Source organism: Collinsella tanakaei, from assembly GCF_016902615.1.
Lineage (GTDB): Bacteria > Actinomycetota > Coriobacteriia > Coriobacteriales > Coriobacteriaceae > Collinsella > Collinsella tanakaei_A.
The window spans coordinates 36,412-56,067 of the sequence record NZ_JACJMB010000016.1 but is presented as its reverse complement, the minus strand read 5'-3'; the positions used below and the strand labels follow the sequence as shown (position 1 = coordinate 56,067).

At 64.4% G+C, this 19,656-nt stretch carries 16 protein-coding genes; 14 read left to right on the top strand and 2 right to left on the bottom strand.

Annotation, left to right across the window (positions count from 1 at the left end; genetic code table 11):
• Nucleotides 1–221: 221 nt before the first annotated feature.
• From H6A21_RS06790 to H6A21_RS06770, 5 genes are read left to right on the top strand one after another with little or no spacing between them, the layout of a single operon-like run.
• Nucleotides 222–3,095 carry a proton-conducting transporter membrane subunit gene (locus H6A21_RS06790; RefSeq protein ID WP_204561677.1) on the top strand — a complete coding sequence of 958 codons (2,874 nt, stop codon included), beginning with the start codon at nt 222–224 and terminating at the stop codon, nt 3,093–3,095.
• 12 nt (nt 3,096–3,107) lie between these two features.
• Entirely contained in the window at nt 3,108–3,620 is a 513-nt protein-coding gene (locus H6A21_RS06785) for an NADH-quinone oxidoreductase subunit B family protein (protein WP_239462714.1), read from the top strand.
• Nucleotides 3,621–4,283 carry an NADH-quinone oxidoreductase subunit C gene (locus H6A21_RS06780; protein ID WP_204561674.1) on the top strand — a complete coding sequence of 221 codons (663 nt, stop codon included), beginning with the start codon at nt 3,621–3,623 and terminating at the stop codon, nt 4,281–4,283.
• Nucleotides 4,284–4,285: 2 nt separating this feature from the next.
• Complete coding sequence (locus tag H6A21_RS06775) at nt 4,286–5,380, top strand: nickel-dependent hydrogenase large subunit (protein WP_204561671.1); 1,095 nt, start codon at nt 4,286–4,288, stop codon at nt 5,378–5,380.
• Between the two features lie 7 nt (nt 5,381–5,387).
• Nucleotides 5,388–5,936, top strand: a complete 549-nt coding sequence (locus H6A21_RS06770) for a 4Fe-4S binding protein (protein WP_204561669.1) — start codon at nt 5,388–5,390, stop codon at nt 5,934–5,936.
• A gap of 404 nt (nt 5,937–6,340) precedes the next feature.
• On the opposite strand, the gene H6A21_RS06765 is transcribed toward H6A21_RS06770, so the two are convergent.
• On the bottom strand, nt 6,341–8,383 hold the full coding sequence (locus H6A21_RS06765; RefSeq protein ID WP_204561667.1) for an ABC transporter substrate-binding protein/permease: 2,043 nt from the start codon (nt 8,381–8,383) through the stop codon (nt 6,341–6,343).
• Nucleotides 8,384–8,576: 193 nt separating this feature from the next.
• Between H6A21_RS06765 and H6A21_RS06760 the strand changes: the two genes are divergently transcribed.
• Nucleotides 8,577–10,103, top strand: coding sequence for a Mur ligase family protein (locus H6A21_RS06760; RefSeq protein WP_204561664.1), 1,527 nt, complete (start codon nt 8,577–8,579; stop codon nt 10,101–10,103).
• A gap of 315 nt (nt 10,104–10,418) precedes the next feature.
• Here the strand turns inward: H6A21_RS06760 and H6A21_RS06755 are convergent, their stop codons facing one another.
• Nucleotides 10,419–11,192, bottom strand: coding sequence for a GntR family transcriptional regulator (locus H6A21_RS06755; RefSeq protein ID WP_204561661.1), 774 nt, complete (start codon nt 11,190–11,192; stop codon nt 10,419–10,421).
• A 115-nt stretch (nt 11,193–11,307) separates the two neighbouring features.
• Here H6A21_RS06755 and H6A21_RS06750 point away from each other — a divergent pair, with 115 nt between their 5' ends.
• The 8 genes from H6A21_RS06750 to H6A21_RS06715 all read left to right on the top strand — a co-directional run bounded on the left by H6A21_RS06750 (nt 11,308) and on the right by H6A21_RS06715 (nt 19,504).
• Nucleotides 11,308–11,904: a hypothetical protein gene (locus tag H6A21_RS06750; RefSeq protein WP_204561658.1), complete on the top strand. Its 597-nt coding sequence runs from the start codon at nt 11,308–11,310 to the stop codon at nt 11,902–11,904.
• A gap of 88 nt (nt 11,905–11,992) precedes the next feature.
• A complete protein-coding gene (locus H6A21_RS06745) occupies nt 11,993–13,189 on the top strand; it encodes a DUF362 domain-containing protein (RefSeq protein WP_204561655.1) in 1,197 nt (398 codons plus the stop codon).
• Nucleotides 13,190–13,407: 218 nt separating this feature from the next.
• Complete coding sequence (trhA, locus tag H6A21_RS06740; RefSeq protein WP_342636076.1) at nt 13,408–14,169, top strand: PAQR family membrane homeostasis protein TrhA; 762 nt, start codon at nt 13,408–13,410, stop codon at nt 14,167–14,169.
• An 80-nt stretch (nt 14,170–14,249) separates the two neighbouring features.
• Complete coding sequence (locus tag H6A21_RS06735) at nt 14,250–15,584, top strand: hemolysin family protein (protein WP_204561652.1); 1,335 nt, start codon at nt 14,250–14,252, stop codon at nt 15,582–15,584.
• Nucleotides 15,585–15,635: 51 nt separating this feature from the next.
• Entirely contained in the window at nt 15,636–16,427 is a 792-nt protein-coding gene (locus H6A21_RS10945) for a hypothetical protein (RefSeq protein WP_239462712.1), read from the top strand.
• A gap of 96 nt (nt 16,428–16,523) precedes the next feature.
• Nucleotides 16,524–16,940 carry a YtxH domain-containing protein gene (locus tag H6A21_RS06725; protein WP_204561649.1) on the top strand — a complete coding sequence of 139 codons (417 nt, stop codon included), beginning with the start codon at nt 16,524–16,526 and terminating at the stop codon, nt 16,938–16,940.
• Entirely contained in the window at nt 16,941–17,693 is a 753-nt protein-coding gene (locus tag H6A21_RS06720; protein ID WP_204561646.1) for a PRC-barrel domain-containing protein, read from the top strand.
• Between the two features lie 425 nt (nt 17,694–18,118).
• Nucleotides 18,119–19,504, top strand: coding sequence for a polysaccharide deacetylase family protein (locus H6A21_RS06715; RefSeq protein ID WP_204561643.1), 1,386 nt, complete (start codon nt 18,119–18,121; stop codon nt 19,502–19,504).
• Nucleotides 19,505–19,656 lie beyond the last annotated feature (152 nt).

Sequence of the window (19,656 nt, the reverse complement as noted above, 5' to 3'; positions counted from 1 at the left end):
GGGGTGTCCTCATCGGGGACGGGGTAGTTTGGTGCAATCGGGGCGCGACCGCGCCCCGATGGCACCAAACTACCCCGTCCCCGATGAGGACACCCCCGTTTTGGGCGGGATGGGACCAAAGGCCGGTATGTCCATATCCGTATGCCGGATAGTGGATGCCAATCAGGTGGGTTTAGTGCTAGCGTTATAGCGTTATACAAGCTCATGTTAGAGGGGGACCTATGGCTTTGCTTGGCTTTCTGATCGCGTTTCCCCTGCTTGTTGCGGTGGCGTTGATGTTTTTACGCACCGACAGCGCGCGCGATCCCCTGGTAATCGGCTCAGCCGCAATCATCGCGATAGCGAGCGTCGCCTGCGCCGTGGTGTACATGGGAAACCCGACGACGTTCGCGATGACGCCCGAGCTCTCGCTTGTCGGCAACTACATCGCGGTCGGCATCGACCTGTTCCTGTGCGGTCTGGTGTTCGTGTTCGCCATCATGTACCGCAACGCGATCATGCTTCCCATGTCGCTTCTGCAGCTCATCATCTCCATCTGGTGCGGGTCGTTCGCCCTGCACCCGGAGGATGCGATGGCCGAGCCCATGTACATCGACAACCTGTCGGTCATCATGATCTTGATCGTCGGTCTCGTCGGCAGCGCCATCTGCATCTACGCGCTCGGTTACATGAAGGACTTCCAGCATCATGAGGACGAGGCGGCCGCCCGCCGCGGTGAGCAGGCTCCCGACCGCCGCCATCAGTTCATCGCCCTCATGTTCCTGTTCCTCTCGGCGATGTTCATCATCGTCACCTCGGACAACATGGACTGGCTCGTGGCCGGTTGGGAAATCACGACGGTCTGCTCGTTCCTCATGATCGGCTACACGCGCACGCCCGAGGCCAAGAAGAGCGCCATCCTGCAGATCAACCTCAACATGATCGGCGGTCTCGCCTTCCACGTCGCGCTCGTCTACATGCACGTCGTGGGTATCCCGCTGTCCATCAACGGCATGGTCGACTTCGTGAACACCCCGTTCGGGACCCTCATGATCTTGCCGCTCATGCTGCTGTCCATCGCCGGCCTCACGAAGGCCGCGCAGATGCCGTTCCATCGCTGGCTGCTCGGCGCCATGGTCGCCCCGACCCCCACGAGTGCGCTTCTGCACTCCTCCACGATGGTCAAGGCGGGCGTGTTCCTGCTCGTGAAGATGGCCCCGCTCTACCTTGCCTACCCGGTTGCCTCGGCCATGGTCGTCGGCATCGGCGGCATCACGTTCGTGCTCTGCTCGTTCCTTGCCATCTCGCAGAGCAACGCCAAGCGCGTGCTCGCCTACTCCACGATCGCCAACCTCGGCCTCATCTCCGCCTGCGCGGGCGTCGGCACGTCCGAGGCCGTGTGGGCCGCTATCTTCCTCATCATCTTCCATACCGTGTCCAAGTCGGTGCTGTTCCTGTGCGTCGGCACGGTCGAGCACCGCATCGGCAGCCGCAACATCGAGGACATGGACGGCCTCTTCAGCCGTCTGCCGCACCTCACCCGCTTCATGATGCTCGGCATCATGGGCATGTTCGTGGCGCCGTTCGGCATGCTGATCTCCAAGTGGGCGACGCTCGTGTCGTTCGCCGAGACCGGCAACGTCGTCTTTCTGATCCTGCTTGCGTTCGGCTCGGCCGCCACGTTCTTCTTCTGGGCGAAGTGGCTCGGTAAGCTCGCCGGCGTGTCGCAGAAGGCTGAAAACGTCGAGGGCGGCGTCCACAAGACGGAGTGGTGCGCCATCGGCTTCATCTCCGGCCTGCTCGTCATGTGCTGCGTGCTGCTGCCCGTCATCTCCCAGTTCGTGATCGGGCCCTACCTCGAGTTCACCTACCACAAGGTCCCGCGCCTGATCGACATCGACAACATGATCATCATGGTCGCCATCGTCGTGTTCATCGCCATCGTGCTGCTCACCCCGTGGGGCCGCTCCAGCAAGGCGCGCCAGCACGTCTACCTGTCCGGCGTCTGCCTCGACGCCGACTCGCGCACCTACCTGGGCTCCATGGGCCGCACGATGCGCTCCACGAAGCGCAATTGGTATTTGAACGACATTTTCCCGGAGACCACGCTCACCAACGTCGGCATCATCGTGTGCACCTCGGTCATCCTTATGGCCTACGCCGCATGCTTCATCTTCAACCCGGCGATTCTCGCGGGCGGCACGTTCTTCGTGGAGCGTGAGGTCCTGCTCGTTGGCCCGGGCCTTCTCGGCATCGCCATAGGTGTCGTGGTGTTCGCGATCGCGGCTCCTGTCGCGGGATGCCTGCTCGACGGCCTCGACCGCAAGGTGAGCGCGCGCATGCAGGGTCGCGTGGGGCCGCGCCTGCTGCAGCCCTACTACGACGTGCGCAAGCTCCTCGCCAAGGAGCAGACGAGCGTCAACGCCATCGACGAGGCCTACATCACCTGCGCGCTCGTGTTCGCGATCCTCGCCGGCGGCATGTTCATCTCCGGCTCCAACCTGCTCATGTGCGTCTTCCTCGTGACGCTCGCCACGCTGTTCGTGATCATCGCGGCCTACTCCTCGCGCTCCCCGTGGGCCGATGCGGGCGCTGACCGCGAGTGCCTGCAGGTCATGTCCTACGAGCCCATGCTCATGATCATGACGGTCGGCTTCTTCACGGCTACCCAGTCCTTCGATGTGGCGCGCCTGTTCGCCCTCGATGCACCCATCATTACGATGCTCGGACCGATCTTCCTCGGCTTGCTGTTCGTGCTGACCATCAAGCTGCGCAAGTCGCCGTTCGACCTGTCCTACAGCCATCATGCGCACCAGGAGCTGCTGAAGGGCATCTCCACCGAGATGACCGGCCGCACGCTCGCCAAGCTCGATATCATGCACTGGTGCGAGAGCGTGCTGTTCCTCATGTGGGTCGGCATGTTCTTCATCTGGAACTCCCCGGTCTCCATCGTCGTCGCGATCGTCGCCGTGGCCGTCACCTGGTTCATCGAGGTGGTCATCGACAACAACTTCGCGCGCATGAAGTGGCAGGCCTGCCTCAAGATGGCATGGCTCGTCGCGCTCGTGGTGGGCGTCGTCAACCTGTTCTACGTGCTCATCACGCCGTTTATCTAAGGAGCGAGTGACATGGGATATAACTCCAAATCGCCGTGGCTCATCCACTACGACGGATCGAGCTGCAACGGCTGCGACATCGAGGTGCTCGATTCCCTCATGCCGCTCTACGACATCGAGCGGTTCGGCATCATCAACACGGGCAACCCCAAGCACGCCGACATCTTCCTCGTGACGGGGTCCATCAACGCGCAGAACATCCGCGTCGTGCGCCATATCTACAGCCAGATGCTCGAGCCGAAGGTCGTCGTGGCCTGCGGCATCTGCGCCTGCACCGGCGGTGTGTTCCGCGACTGCTACAACGTCATCGGCGGCGTGGACAAGGCCATCCCGGTCGACGTTTACGCGCCGGGCTGCGCCGTGCGCCCGGAGACCATCATCGACGCCGTCCTGAAGGGCGTCGAGATCCTGGACGAGAAAGCCCGCCGCATCGCTGCCGGCGAGGTGCTCCAGGAGCCGGAGGATCTGCTCGACGACGAGGCGGTCAACGCGCGCCTCAAGGCCATAAAGGCGAGGGAGGAGTAGATGTACACCACTGAATTTGTCGACGTGCCGCTCTCCGACCTGCTTGCGCGCGTCCAGACCCTGAAGCATGAGGGCATGCGCTTCATCCAGCTGTGCGCGGAGTTCCCTGAGAGCGGCATCGACCTCGTCTATACGTTTTACGACGAGACGTGCGACAACGCGCTCAACCTGTGCGTGAGCGTGCCCGAGCACGCCGAGGTACCCTCCATCCAGGGGCTGTACTTTGCGGCGTTTTCCTACGAGAACGAGGCGCACGACCTGTTCGATGTGAACTTCGTGAACATGAAGCTCGACTTCGGCGGGCACTTCTTCAACCTGGCGGAGACCGCGCCCATGACGGTCATCACGCCGGAGATGAAGGCGGAGCGCGAGAAGGCTGCGAAGCTGCGCGCCGCAAAGGCGGCCAAAGAGGCCAAGGCCGCCCGCGAGGCAGCCGAGGCCGCGAGCGCCGAGCGCGCGCTGACCGAGGACCGCGCGACCGCCGATGCGGCTGCCGTCGCCGCCGTTGACGCGCTGGCGCCCGCAGCGGGCAAAGCCGCCGCGAAACCCACGGAGGTCGAGCGCGCTGCCAAGATGGAAGCGAAGCTCGCCGCCATGGACCCCGAGCAGGCGGCCAAGATCCGTGCCGCGCTCGCCGCGCGTACCAAGAAGGATGGTGAGTGAGCATGGCGACCCGTACCGTCATTCCCTTCGGCCCACAGCACCCGGTGCTGCCGGAGCCGGTGCATCTGGACCTTGTCGTCGAGGACGAGCGCGTCGTCGAGGCGATTCCGCAGATCGGTTTCGTCCACCGCGGCCTGGAGAAGCTCGTCCAGAAGCGCGACTACAACCAGTTCGTCTACGTCGCCGAGCGCGTCTGCGGCATCTGCAGCTTCGGCCATGGTTACGGCTACGCGAGCGCCGCGGAGAAGCTGCTCGGTATCGAGGTGCCGCGTCGCGTGGACTACCTGCGCGCCATCCTCGAGGAGCTCTCGCGCATCCACTCCCACCTGCTGTGGCTGGGCCTGCTCGCCGACGGCTTCGGCTTCGAGAGCCTGTTCAACCACTGCTGGCGCCTGCGCGAGACCGTGCTCGACATCTTCCAGCAGACCTGCGGCGGCCGCATCATCCTGTCGATCTGCATCGTGGGCGGCATGGCGCACGACATCGATGACAGCATGCTGCGCGACGTGTGCGAGAAGCTCGAGGGCATGAAGCACGACTACAAGATCATCGTCGACACCCTGATGAACGACATGTCGGTGCGCAACCGCCTGGGCGGTGTGGGCACCATATCGTTCGAGGACGCCATCGAGCTATCGATGGTCGGCCCGTTCGCCAAGGGCTCCGGCGTGGAGCACGACATGCGCACGACGGGGTTCGGTGCCTACGCCGACCTCGAGCACTTCGAGCCCATCATCGCCACCGAGGGTGACTGCTACGCCCGTTGCAAGGTGCGCTGCGAGGAGGTCTTCCAGGCCATCGACATCATCGAGGAGCTCGTGGCGAAGATCCCGCACGACGGTATCGGCGGCAAGCCCGGCCCGAAGGTCGTGCCGCCTGAGAACAGCCGCGCCCACGTGCTGATCGAGCAGCCGCGCGGCGAGGCGTTCTACTATGTGCGCGGCAACGGCACGAAGTATCTCGACCGCTTCCGCCTGCGCACCCCGACCTCGCAGAACCTGGCCGGCATGGTGCGGGCGCTCCAGGGTGTCGATTTGGCCGACGTGCCGATGATCATCCTGACGATCGACCCGTGCATCAGCTGCACAGAAAGGTAGGCGACGCATGGGTTCGTTCAATTTCACGAAGATGACGCTGCCCTCGCTGTTCAAGAAGCCGGCGACGGTGCGCTATCCCTATGAGAAGCGCGACATCCCCACGCTGTTCCCGCACATGCGCGGGCACGTGGTGAACGATGTCGAGGTCTGCATCATGTGCGGCATGTGCGCCCGCGTGTGCCCGGTCGATGCCATCACGGTCGACCGCAAGGCGGGCAACTGGACCATCGATCCCTACCGGTGCGTCCAGTGCGCCTCGTGCGTGCGCGAGTGCCCGAAGAGCTGCCTGTCCATGGATGTGTACAACACCGAGCCGACGACGAAGCTCACGACGGTGACGATGCACAAGGACATGCCCGCGAAGCCGGCGAAGGCCGCCGGTGCCGCCGCGGGTGCCGGGGCCGCCGCGGCGAAGCCGAAGCGCGAGCTTACGCCCGAGCAGCAGGCGCGTGTCGAGGCGGCACGCAAGGCCGCTGCGGCGAAGAAGGCCGCCAAGGCCGCTGCGGCGGCGGAGGGCGCCGACACGGCGCCTGCCAAGGAGCAGTCCGCCGAGTAGGGTCGAGCTGGAAACGTAAGCTGTCAGGTGCGGGGCCGCATCGTCTCGGTGGACGATGCGGCCCCGTCCGCTTGCACACGGGCGCGGAGGGTCCGCGCCCACCAGGTGCTACGCATTTCCGATATTAGGTTCCCCAAAATTCGGCTCGTAGAATAGCGGTCATGGCGGGAGCTTTTCAACTGGGGTTTTGTGCCGTGCTGGAGTGCTCGGACGAGGGGCGGCGGGTACGCTGACCTAAAAGCGGCGATATATGGCAACAGGCTGGCGTCACGCGACCGCTGGGACGCCGTCAGGCGAGCACGCCGCCGTGCGCAGCGGCCGTGCGGGATGCCTGGCGCATCGGCACGGCCCCCGCGCTCCCGCTTACGCCACCCCTGCCGCGAGAGCCCCTCATCGGCATTTCCCTAGCGTTTCCCCTGCTCGAGGGCGAGCTTCTTCTCGACGCGGCCGATCACGTGGATGAGCGGGATGGTCACGACGAGGTAGTACAGGGCGGCCACGATGTAGGGCGTGATGTTGCCGGTCGTCGCCGTCAGGTTCTTCGAGAACATCATGAGCTCCATGACGCCCACGCTCGACAGCAGCGAGGTGTCCTTGTAGAGCATCACAAGCTCGCTGGTCATGGTGGGGATGACGCGGCGGACGGTCTGCGGCAGGATGATGAGCCACATGGTGCTCATGAAGCCAAAGCCCTGGGATTGCGCCGCCTCGAACTGGCCGCGTGGGATGGACTCGATGCCCGCGCGGAAGATTTCGGCAAGGTAGGCCGAGCAGTTGATGGCAAGCACGCAGATGCCGAGCGGCAGGCTCGGCGGATTGAAGCCGAGCATCGGCAGGCCGAAGAACGCGATGTAGATCTGCAGGAAGAGCGGGGTGCCGCGCAGCACGTTGATGTAGGTGATGGCCACGGCTCGCAGCGCACGCGACCGGCTGATCTTCATGAACGTGATGATGAAGGCGAGCGGTACGGCGAGCGGGAACCCGATGACGGTGACGAGCAGGGCCACGCCCCAGCCCTGCGAGAGTGACGCTAGCGACGTGACGATGTGCTGCGGGCGCAGGAACATGCCCAAAAACGGGTTCTCGTTCCACGCGGCGACCCAGCCCTGCTCATCCAGCCACTGCACGGCATGCTGCACGAACGTGCTCTCGCTTACGGTGATGGTGGGGCTCTCCGGCAGGTCGCGCACCGCTCCATCTGCGGTCGTGTAGGTGCCGTCGACGCTGTAGGCACCCGCTTGGCTCGGGAAGAGCACGCCGTCGACCTCGACGGAGATGCTCGTTCCCGCGGCAGCCGGCTCGCTGAGCTCGAGGACGAGCGTCGAGTTCTCGATGCGCGCGGTGGCGGCAAGTTCGGTGCGGGTGAGGCCGTCGACGAGGTAGACATGCGCGTCCGAATCCTCGAATGAACCGCCATCGGGCAGCGTCAGCGACAGGGAGCCCACGTCGCCGTCCGCGCCGACGACCGCCTCCCAGGTGAGACGCGTGGCGATACCGCCGAGCACCGCCGTGCCACCGTCCTCGTTCGCCTGTGCCGTCGCCTTCGTGACCTCGAGGGTCGCAGGTATCTCATCGGTGTCTGCACGTGCGGCGTCTGCGACCGCAGTCCCATCTGCCGACGAGCTGCTCGGCGCCATGCCGAACCACTGCTCATAGAGCGCGTCGTAGCGGCCGTCGGCGCGGATGGTGGCAAGCGCCTCGTTGATCGCCTCGGTGAGGCCGGGATTGTCCTTGCTCACGGCGATGCCGAACTGCTCGCCGGTGGGGACCTCCTCGATGATCTGCATACTTGTGAACGAGTTGGAGACCATCCATTGCTCGACGGGCAGGTCGCACACCACGCCCTGGCATTGTCCGCTCATCACGGCGGTGAACGCCGCCGTCCAGTCGTCGAAGTTCACTGTCGTGGCGTTCGGGACGTTCTCGATCGCCCACTCCTCGGAGGTCGTGCCCGCCTGCACGGCGATACGCACCCCTGCCGCGTTCAGCGCCTCGACGCTGTCATACCCGCTGCCCGCAACGGTGGCCACGCCCTGGTTGGAGTCCATGTAGGAGTCGGTGAAGTCGACCTCCTCTGAGCGCTCGTCGGTGATGGTGATGTTGCAGGCGCCCACGTCGGTTTTGACGCCCTGCTTGACCATGGGGATGATGCTGTCGAACTTCTGGGCGGGCAGGTAGTTGAGGGTGAGGCCGAGCTCGTCGGCGACCATGCCCATCAGCTCGTAGGTGAACCCCTGCGGGTTGCCGGATTCGTCAGCGTATTCGAACGGGGGCGTGGCGAGATCGCTCGCGACGGTGAGTTTCCCGTCCTCGACGAGGGTATAGTCATCGGATGCCGCCGCGGTGCTGCTGCAGCCGACGATCGCGCAACATGCGAGCGCGCAGGCGATAAGGCACAGGACGGTCGCGAGCGCGCGGCGAGGGAGAGCGTGGTGTGATTCAGGCATGCGGTGCCCCTCCGTCGTGACGTATGTCAACACAGTTAGGATAGTGGGGCGCCGGGTGCAAGGGCGCGCGTGCATAGAAATTGCGTCAAGTTGTAACGTAGGCGTTCGCGTGCAGGAAGGCGCGCAGGCATAATGAGGTGAACTGCATACGGGCGCCGCGCGCCCGTATCGATACCGATAAGGAGCGCACGACATGCCGCAGGCTGCCCAGATGGTATACCCCCTGTCCCACTACATCGCCACGCTCGAGCGGGTCGGCGCGCTCGCGAGCGCGCCGCAAGGCGCCGACGAGCTCCGGATCGCTTTCGCGACCGACGACTCGCGCGCCGCGCGCCCGGACACGCTGTTCGTCTGCAAGGGCGCGGCGTTTCGGCGCGAGTACCTGCTGGGCGCCATCGGGGCGGGGGCGGTCGCCTATGTGTCCGAGACCGATTACGAGGTGGACGTGCCCTGCGTGCTGGTGAGCGACATTCGCATGGCGCTCGCCGTTCTCGCCGATGCGGCCTATGATCACCCCTCGGGCAAGACGAAGGTCTGCGCCTTCACGGGCACCAAGGGCAAGACGACGAGCGCCTACTACTTGAAGGCGGTGCTCGACGAGCACGCCCGTCTCGCGGGCGGGCGCCCGTGCGGCCTGTTCTCGAGCGTCGAGTTCGACGACGGCGTCGAGCACGGCATCTCCAAGCTGACGACGCCCGAGTCGTTCCAGTTGGAGCAGCAGCTGGCAAACGCCGTGAGCGCAGGGCTTGAGCACGTGGTGATGGAGGCCTCGAGCCAAGCCCTCAAGTACCAGCGCACGGCATGCGTGGAGTTTGCGGTCGGCGCGTTTACGAATATCGGCGAGGACCACATCTCGCCCATCGAGCACCCGACGTTCGAGGACTATTTCGCCAGCAAGCTCAAACTGTTCGCGCAAAGCCGCGTGGCGGTGGTCAATCTCGACATGGACCATGTCGAGCAGGTGCTTGCTGCTGCCGAGGCCAGTGAGCGGACGATCACCTACGCGCTCGACGATCCGAGGGCCGATGTGTACGCGACGGGGCTTACCCACACCCCGCGCGGCATCGTCGCGCACGTGCACACGCCGCGCTTCGAGGACGACGTGCTCATCGCCACGCCGGTCAAGTTCAACGTGTCCAATGCGCTCGGCGCCATCGCGTGCGCCGAGGCGCTGGAGATCGAGCCCGAGGCCATCGTGCACGGGTTTGAGCGCCTGCGCGTGCCGGGGCGTATGGAGCTGTACGGAACAACCTCCGGCTCCATCGTGGGTGTGGTCGACTTCGCGCATAACGGCATGAGCCTGGAGACGATGCTCGTCGACCTGCGCGAGAACTATCCCGACCGCGAGCTCGCCGTCGTGTTCGGCGCCACGGGCGGCAAGGGCGTCGACCGCCGTGACACCATGGGCGAGGCGGCGGGCAAGTACGCCGATCGCATCGTCATCACCGAGGACGACCCGGGTCCGGAGGACCCGGCCGACATCTGCGATGCCATCGCGCGTGCCGTCGAGGCGCAGGGCAACCACAACTGGCAGATCGTGCTCGACCGTCCCGAGGCTATCCGCACCTGCGTGCGCGAGACGACGCGTCCGGCGGTGGTCATCGTGACCGGTAAGGGCCACGAGACGCGCATGCTGCGCAAATATGGCGCCGAACCTTGCGAAGCGGACGGCCCTCTGCTCGAGCGCGCGCTGGCGGACCTCGAAGCCGGTACGCTCTAACGTATGACTTGCAGAGTATTGAATAAAATAACTGTTCTATTCAATACATTGTAAGTAATCGTAGGACTCCTGTTGAGGAGGGTCCACTTTCAGTACTTGTTTGCGCGGAGTCTGAGTACAACGGGCTCCGCGCAGCTGCTGGCAAGTTGTGAATCCAGGCATTTTGCTCTGCAACCGAAGCGCTTGGGTCCAAGTGGCTGTGAAAAAGTACTGAAAGTAGGGGGTCGAGGAAATGCATATGCCGATCTCGCACCTCCCCGGCGAGATTCTTCAGCGCGAAACGGCCTTTCGGCAGGTTTGATGCGACCGGAGCGGCTAGTTCGATACAGGTTCGCCTTCGTCGTCAGAGGCGTTCTGCCCCGTCTGGAGCTTGAACATGAATCGTCTTCCCACGATGTAGTGGTATCCCACCGCGAGCGGCTTTCCCGAGATGTCTGTGAGGTAGGTTTGCACGTAGAACAGCGGGTCACCGGTCAGCACGTCGAGCAGCGAGGCCTGTTCGGCGCGCGCCTTGATGATTTCGATTGACGCGGCGGGCTTCCGGGCGATGCGACGTCCGCTCGTTTGCTCGATCTTCTCGATGAGCGACACATGCTCGACGTCTTCCGGGGTGATCGCTTCATGATGCTTGCAGGGGAAGTAGGTGTTCTCGATCAGGACGGGCGTGCCGTCTGCCGTGCGCAGACGCGTGAGGTGGAACAGCTGCTCACCCTCTTCGAGTCCGAAAAACTTGCGGTCTTCTCCTCGTGCGTCGACGCGCTCCAAGCCGAGGACGTGCGCATCGGCCGTGACGTGGTTGTTGCGACAGGTCTCCGTGAACGAGAGCGTCTGGTCGTGAACGATCTTGTGCGTCGCGCGGTTCTCGTTGACGAACGTGCCCTTGCCCTGGAACTTGGTCAGATACCCCTCGTGGCACAGCTCCTCGATGGCGCGCCGCACGGTGATGCGGCTCACGTTGTACGCTGTGGAAAGCTCGGACTCCGAGGGAATCTTCTGCCCGGCCGTGTACAGACCGGTGGAGATGATCGCCTTGAGCTCCTCCATGAGCTGCTGATAGAGTGGGATTCGTACGTCTTTGAGTTCTGGCATCGCGACGGCTTTCTTGGTTGATAGAAACATGAGTTCAAATACGTTCATCTAGCAATAGTAGCAGGAACCTGAAGCGACATTTTGGTATATCAACTCGGTTGAGGATGGTGGTCTGATGAGCCGCGGGAGATCGGGACGGCGTAGGGCGGGCGCAACACCGCACGTGCACAAGGGTCCCGTGTGCGCCCTGTGCGGTGCTCCGGCGCAGCGCTCAGTTGAGATCTATGTCGACAGCGAGCAGCGCGACCTGCCGATCTGCGACGGCTGCATCGCCCAGGCGTACCTCGCAACGAGGTCGAACCTGGTGTTTTGCGCCGCCATGCAGCTGCTGTGGCTGCTCCCCGTCGCCTGCGGGCCCTCGAGTGCGCCGGGAGTGGCGGGCATCGTCGGCGCGCTGTTCTTCCTCGTGCGCCTAGGGTTGCTGCTCGCGGCGCGCCACGAGCTGCGCGGTGTGACCGCCCACGAGGGCGAGGTCTCCCAGGTGCCCGATTGGATCTGGCGGTTCGCGCAGGGCGAGGCCTATGTGCAGGAATACACCCGCGACGAGATGGGCCGCCGGGGCGGCCATGCTGCCGAGACCGTCTTCGAGCACGACCGCGAGGCGCGCGAGCGCGACCGGGCGGCGCGCCGGGCATACCAGGCCGAACGCGCAGCCGAGAAGAAGGCAGAGGCACGGCAAGCGCGCAGGTCACAGCGGCGTAAGGATACATAGCGTCCAGGGTCGCTGGGCGCGGTCGCGGCGGTCCGTCGTGTACAATGCTCTCTACATAATCGCATCATCGCCGAAGGAGAGGGACCTTATGACCGACACCACCGCACCCGCCAAAGTGTACTTCTGCGATCTGCGCAGTCACGGCCGCGAGAGCCGAGTTGACAAGCTCAAGCGCCTGATCCGCACCGCCGGCATCGACCAAATCGACTTCGAGAACAAGTTCGTCGCCATCAAGATCCATTTCGGCGAGCTGGGCAACCTCAGCTTCCTGCGCCCCAACTACGCGCGCGCCGTAGCCGACGTGGTCAAGGAGCTCGGCGGCAAGCCGTTCCTCACCGACTGCAACACGCTGTATGTGGGCAGTCGCAAAAACGCGCTCGAGCACATCGACTGCGCCTACCAGAACGGCTTCACGCCCTACGCCACCGGCTGCCACGTGATCATCGCCGACGGCCTCAAGGGTACCGACGAGACCCTCGTGCCGGTGAAGAACGGCGAGTACGTGAAGGAAGCCAAGATCGGCCATGCCCTCATGGACGCCGACATCGTCATCTCGCTCACGCATTTCAAGGGCCATGAGCAGGCCGGCTTCGGCGGCTGCATGAAGAACCTCGGCATGGGCGGCGGCAGTCGCGCCGGCAAGATGGAGCAGCACGCTGCGGGCAAGCCCTCCGTGCACACCGAGGAGTGCATCGGCTGCCACGCCTGCGAGCGCATCTGCGCGCACGGCGCCATCAGCTTCGACGAGACGCGCGAGCGCGAGCTCAAGAGCGGCAAGACCGTGACCGTGCCCGTGGCGCATATCGACCACGACCGCTGCGTGGGCTGCGGCCGTTGCGTCGGCGCGTGCAACCAGGATGCCGTCAAGCCCGATTACGACGCCGCCGTCGACGTGCTGAACTACAAGATCGCCGAGTACACGCAGGCTATCGTCCAGGATCGCCCGAGCTTCCACATCTCGCTGGCCATCGACATCTCGCCGAACTGCGATTGTCATGCGGAGAACGACACGCCCATCGTGCCGGACCTGGGCATGTTCGCGAGCTTCGACCCGGTCGCCATCGATCAGGCCGCCATCGACATGGCGCTCGCCGCGCCCGCGCTGCCGAACACCGAGCTGACCGACATGCGCGCCAAGCTCGAGGCGGAAGGTGGCGTGCCCGAGCGCTGCGAGCATGACCACTTCAACATGACGCACCCCGACACGAACTGGCGCTCCATGATTGAGCACGCCGAGAAGATCGGTCTGGGCACGAGCCACTACGAGCTCATCACCGTCAAGTAATGTCCTCATCGGGGACGGGGCAGTTTGGTGCCATGGCACCAAACTGCCCCGTCCCCTTTGGTGCCATCCTCTTGTCGCCGCGAAACTTGTGCTGCAGGGTGGCTGTTTGCTATAGTTTCGAGCAGTCTATATTTGGAGGATTGCTCAGCAACATGTCCGCATCCAGCGACAGTTCCACATCCCGAAGTACCACGGTGCCGGGCGGCGAGTCCGTGCCGGTGCCTGAATCTGATGAATCCTCGCCGTCGACGACGGCTGACGATGTGTACGCGACGTGCCCAAAGCGCCGTCGCTCCTGTCCCAAGTATCCACACGAGCGCACGAAGAGCGCGCAGACCAAAGAGCCCCCGCACTACACGGTGGGGGAGGAAATCGCAAACTCCATCACCCACGGCATCGGCGTGCTACTCGGTATCGCCGGGCTTGTGCTGCTGATCGTGAAGGCCGCACTCGGCGGGGCAGAGCCGGCGCACATGGCAAGCGCCATCGTGTTCGGCATCTCCATCATCTTGGAGTACCTCGCCTCGACCCTCTACCACGCCATCCAGGTGCCGGCGGCCAAGCGCATCTTCCGCATCATCGACCACAGCTGCATCTACCTGCTCATCGCGGGTTCCTACACGCCGTTTCTGCTCGTCACGCTCGAGCCGTATGGCGGCATCGTCATGTTCGTGATCATCTGGGCGCTCACCTTCGCGGGCATCTCGTTCGAGATTATCGGCCGTCAGCGCCAACCGCGCTGGGTGAGTATCCTCATCTACCTCATCATGGGCTGGCTCGTGGTCTTCCGCCTGCCCCAGCTCGTGGCTGCCCTCGACCCGCTGGCGCTCGCGCTGCTCGTGGTCGGCGGCCTGTGCTATACGATCGGCACCGCGTTCTACCTCATGAAGCAGGTGCGCTACATGCACAGCGTCTGGCACCTGTGGGTGCTTGCCGGCAGCATCTTCATCTACATGGTGGTGATCCTCTTCGTGATCTGATAACCGGGTGCCGCGCACCGTCCTCGCGGTCTGAGACCGATTGCCACGTTTTCCAATTCCGGAGGTTTGAACACACGCTCATGGGCATAGCGATTTCCATCATAGCCACTCTGCTTCTGACCATCTTGAACGGCTACTTCTCCATGTCGGAGATGGCCCTCACCACCGCCAAGCGCGCGAGTCTCGAGCACGATGCCGAGGAGGGCGACCGGCGCGCCGCCCGCGCCCTCGAGCTCTCGACGGACTCCACCGATTTTCTTGCCACCATCCAGGTAGCCATCACGCTCGTCGGCTTCTTCTCGGCCACCGTGTCCTCCAACACGCTGTCCGACCCGCTTGCGACCTGGCTCGAGTCGTTCGGCGTGGCGCCGCTCACCGCCGTCGCCCGCGTCGCCGCGCCGATCATCATCACGCTTGTCGTGTCCTACCTGTCCATCGTCATCGGCGAGCTCGTGCCCAAGCGCATCGGTCTTGCCGACGCTGAGGGCATGGCGAAGGCGGTCGCCGGCCCCATCTCCACGTTCCGCAAGCTCGCGAAGCCCCTCGTCTGGCTCACCCAGGCCTCCGCGAACGGCCTGTCGAAGCTGCTCGGCATCAAGAGCGCCGACGATCGCCAGAACGTCTCCGAGGAGGAGATTAAGTACATGATCAGCGAGCAGGACACCCTGCTCGACGAGGAGAAGCGCATTATCCACGAGGTGTTCGACCTGGGCGACGCCGTCGCGCGCGAGGTCATGGTGCCGCGCGTGGATGTGACGATGTGCGAGGAGAGCGACGACATCATGTCGGTCCTCTCCATCATGCGCGAGACCGGCTACTCCCGCGTGCCCATCTATCGCGAGGACCAGGACTGCATCGTGGGCATCGCGCACATCAAGGACCTCATCAAGCCCGCGCTCGGCGGCGCCGGCGACGCGCCGGTGGGCGATTTTCTGCGCGACCCGACGTTCGTGCCGGACACGAAGGACATCCTGCCGCTGCTCTCCGAGATGCAGACCGCGCATGAGCAGATGGTTGTGGTGGTTGACGAGTACGGCGGAACCGCAGGTATCATCACTATCGAGGATATCGTCGAGGAGTTCGTGGGCGAGATTGAGGACGAGTTCGACCCCGACAACAAGTACCTCACGCGCCTTTCGCGCCGCGAATGGTTGGTAGACGGACGCTTTTCGTGCGATGATGCTATTGAACTCGGTTGGCCGATCGAGGAAAGCGACGACTACGAGACCCTGGCGGGCTGGATTTTGGATCTGTGCGATTCCGTGCCGGACATCGGCGAGGTGTTCGAGCAGGACGGGTACAAATTCAAGGTGCAGTCCATGCGCGGGCAGCGCATCTCCCTGGTGCGCGTGACCGGGCCCGACCCGGATGCGAAGGTCGCCCCCGAGGCCGACGACGAGCACGAGAACGCATAGCGTCTGCGCACCGCGCGGGCGCGACCGGCATCGAGAAGGCGGAAGAAGACCATGGCTACGCTGTTCAACATCCTGAAGATCACCGTGGGCGCCGACAAGCTCTGCGCGCGCGTGCTGGTGAACCCGGGCATGCCGCTTCGGACCTCGGAGGATATCGAGGCGACGGCGCGCGTGTACTATCTCGCCCCGGCCATCGCCAAGCATCTGTGCCTGGGCGATACGGGCCGCGAGTTCCAGGAGTGCATGGGCGACACGGAGCTGCCGCATCTGCTCGAGCACCTGAGCGTCGAGATCATGAACGAGACGGGTCTTGCGGGCAAGGTGTCCTGCGGTCGCACCCGTCAGGTTCCGGGCGACGAGCGCCTGTTCGACGTCGAGCTCTCCTGCCCCGACGACGCGCTCACCGTGGGCGCGCTCTCCTCGGCGGCCTTCATGATAGACTGGGCGTTTCTGCACCACGAGGCGACCTCGCCCGATTTCGCCGGCACGGTGTCCGGCCTGCGCAAGCTCGTGCTGAATCTGCGCGGCGAGGAGGACTCCGAGGACACCTCTGAGGCTCCCGCTGCCGACGGGGAGGCGGAAGGTCTGCCCGCCGACGGCGAGATGACGTCGCAGGGCGCTGATGCCGCCGACGTGTCGGTCCAGATGGATGAACGTGCGCCCGAGCCCATGCCCGCTCCCGAGCCTGAGCCGGAGCCTGAGCCCCGTCGCCGTCGCGAGATCGACCCGATGGGCATCCGCCGCCGCGCCAAGACCGCGGAGCACGCGCCCGCCAAGCGCATCGCCGACGTGTTCGGCTCCGTCTTCGGCGGGGGTTCCACCTCCGGCGGCACCGACGCGTAACGGTTCGCCTACCGTCCGGCGGCATGGATATGGCACCGGACGGCGTGGGTATAATGATGGTTCCACCGAACAAGTTCACTCTATGGGAGGAGCAACATGGGTAAGGGATTCAGTTTTGTCGCGGGTGCCGTGATCGGCGCCGCAGCCGGTACCATCATCGGCATCCTGGTGGCCCCGCGCTCCGGCGCCGAGACGCGCGCCATGGCCGCCGACATGGCCAACGACGCGTGGGACAACGCGCGCGACATGTATGAACAGGGCATGGACCAGGCCCGCACCGCCGCGAGCGACTTCGGCCCCATGGTTGACGCCAAGACCGATGAGCTGCGCGCCAAGGTCGACCTTGCCCGCGAGCGCATGGACCAGCTGCGTGAGCAGCTGAACGACGCCATCGCCGGCGGCAACGTGACGCCCGCCGCCGATGTCGTTGTCGAGTCCGTGGCGCCCGAGGCCGCCGATACCAGCGCTGACGCCAGCGCCGATGCCGGCGCCGCGCCCGCCAGCGAGGCGTAGATGCTCGTAGCCGATATCCAGGGTGTGCGAATCTATCGCGCGCCCTCTGCTCGTAAGGCCACCAACAAGGACGGCATGCCCGCCGAGCCGCGCCGACTCGGGAAGGTTCACTTCCCGGTGTTCGACCCCACGGGTCGTCGCGTGGTCGGCTTCATGGTGAAACGCCCTGATGTCGTGGGCATGATCAAGCAGCCCGACTGCTTCGTGGCGCTTGACGCGCTCGATGTGTACGAGGGCGTGCTCACGGTCGCCGACGGCAAGGAGAACTACGACGATGCCGCCGCCAAGCGCCTGGGTATCGATTTGGACCGCTGTCTGATCTGGACGGGCATGGACGTCGTGACGAAATCCGGCAAGAAGGTCGGCTACTGCTCCGACGCCATGTTCAACAGCACGACCGGCGAGGTCACGCGCTTCGTGCTCGACGGCGGCAGCGCCTCGTCGCTTCTGGTGGGCAATATCGAGATGCCGGTGAGCTATCTTCTCGGCTACCGGGACGGGGCGATGATCGTTTCCGACGACGTGTTGTCGCTCGAGCTGACGGGCGGTGCCGCGGCAAAGGCCGCGGAGGCCTCCGTGGTGATCGGCGACAAGGTAAAGAAGGGTGCCGCCAAGCTCGACGAGCACGGATCGAAGGCGCTCGACAAGGGAAGCCGCGCGCTCGGCAAGCAGCTCGGCAAGACCCGCGGGATGTTCTCCGCATTCGCCAGCGAGTACCGCAAGGCGGCAGGAACCTCCAAGAAGAAGAAATAGCCGTACGCTCAGTTGACGGTTGCGGCGGGCGCGCATGCTCCAGAGCGGGCATGCGCGCCCGCTTTGTTTTGGCGTAGGGTGGGCGGCTCGGCATGGTGCGCGCGTTCCCGCTGACGGAACATCATGATGTTCCGTCAGTGATAAACACATTTATCTGGGGAAACGCAATCTCGAGGTTCGGAACATCATGATGTTCCGGAAGTTACTGGCTAGCAAGGGCCTGCCGCCGTGGGTAATCGTGGGCCGCCGCCGGCTGCTGCCGGCACCGCGCTGCGCCGGCGTCGTACCGCGTGCCCGACGGCGTAGCGTGGCACGCGTGGACAGGTTGTGTGCCGCGCCCGCCCCGTTTCCGCTCAACGGCAGGTTCGCCCAGTTGAGGGCGCCTTGTGGTACAGTCTTCCTACCATACGGATAAGGGAGAACCATTGCCGAACTACACCACCTCCTATTCCAAAAAGCCCCGCAAGCCGCACATGCGCCGCGACGACAACCATCTGCCGTCGGCCAGGCGCCGCACGCAGCGCAAGCCGGGTGCCCAATACCTGCATCATTCCCAGGGGTTTGGCCGCAACGGAATGAACCTCCGTTCGCGCCGCAACAAGCAGCGCCGCCCCTACGCCATCATCGCCATCGCGTGCGCGGGTCTGCTGTTCGTAGCGAGCGTCGTGTGGTACATCAACCGCGGCGTGACGGTATCCCTCAACGGATCGGATGTCTCGGTGCGCATCCATTCGAGCGTCGAGCAGCTGATTGCTGACCAGCAGCTCGATTACCGCGCCGGCGACCTGTTGGCGGTCGATGACTCCGTGCTCGAGAAGCGCGGCGGCGAGCGCTATTCTGTGGTGCTGAACGGCGAGCAGATCGATAACGACGACCTGGCGACGACGGAGCTTACCGGCGGCGAGGAGCTTGAGATCTCCGGCGGTCGCGATGAGTACGAAGAGCACGAGGTGGCCGCGACCGAGATTCAGCCCACACTTGAGATCAAGGGCACCGGGGCCATCGCCTACGTGGAGACCTGGGGCATCCCGGGGCGCTCCGAGGTATGGACGGGCACGGTGTCCGGCAAGACCGCGGACCGCGGCGTGGTGCAGGAAGTCCAGAACTGCGTGGTGCGCAAGACGTCCGTGTCGCCCAAGGACGGCAAGTACGTCGCGCTGACGTTCGACGAGGCGCCGAGCAGCTACACGAGCCAGATCCTCCAGATCCTGCAGGAAAAGGGCGTGACGGCGACGTTCTTCCTGCAGGGCGATCGCGTTGAGGCCAACCAAGCTGCTGCGCGCCAGATCGCCGACGCAGGCTGTGAGATCGGCTCGAACTCCGCCTCGGATGTCGACCTGTCGGAGCTTTCCGGCGACGAGTTGCGCCAGCAGCTCACGCAGGGTTTCGAGACCATCGCGAACGCCACGGGCGAAACCGTGGCCCTGCTGCGCCCGCCGTACGGCCTGTTCTCCGATGCGGACTGGGCCCAGGCGATGGACCTCGTGAGCGCGGTCGTCACATGGAATCTCGACTCGGGCGACTACCTGTTGCCGGGTGCCGATGCGGTCGTGGAGAGCGTCGTGGGGTCCGTCAGCAACGGCAACATCGTGTTCATGACGGATAACGACGAGTGCGGAGAGCAGATGCTCGAGGCGCTGCCGCAGATCATCGATCAGCTCCAGGCTGAGGGCTACGAGATCGTGAGCCTGTCCGAACTCGTTGACACCGATGAAGAACTTGCGGAGGCGCTCGACCTCTCGAAGGTGAAAATGCCGGAAGGAGCGGTGCTGCCTCAACTTTCCCCTGATGAGGCGACGAATGAGGAATAGCATCGCGCAAAGATAGGTAGAATCAAACACAGTGCTGCCGAAATCATGCGTGCGAGCATGCGGGCGGCCGATTGCATGCGAAGATGAATCCGGATGGTTTGATGGAGAGCTCCAAAACGCACGGACAGCAGCAGCGGGACAAGCGTCCAGCG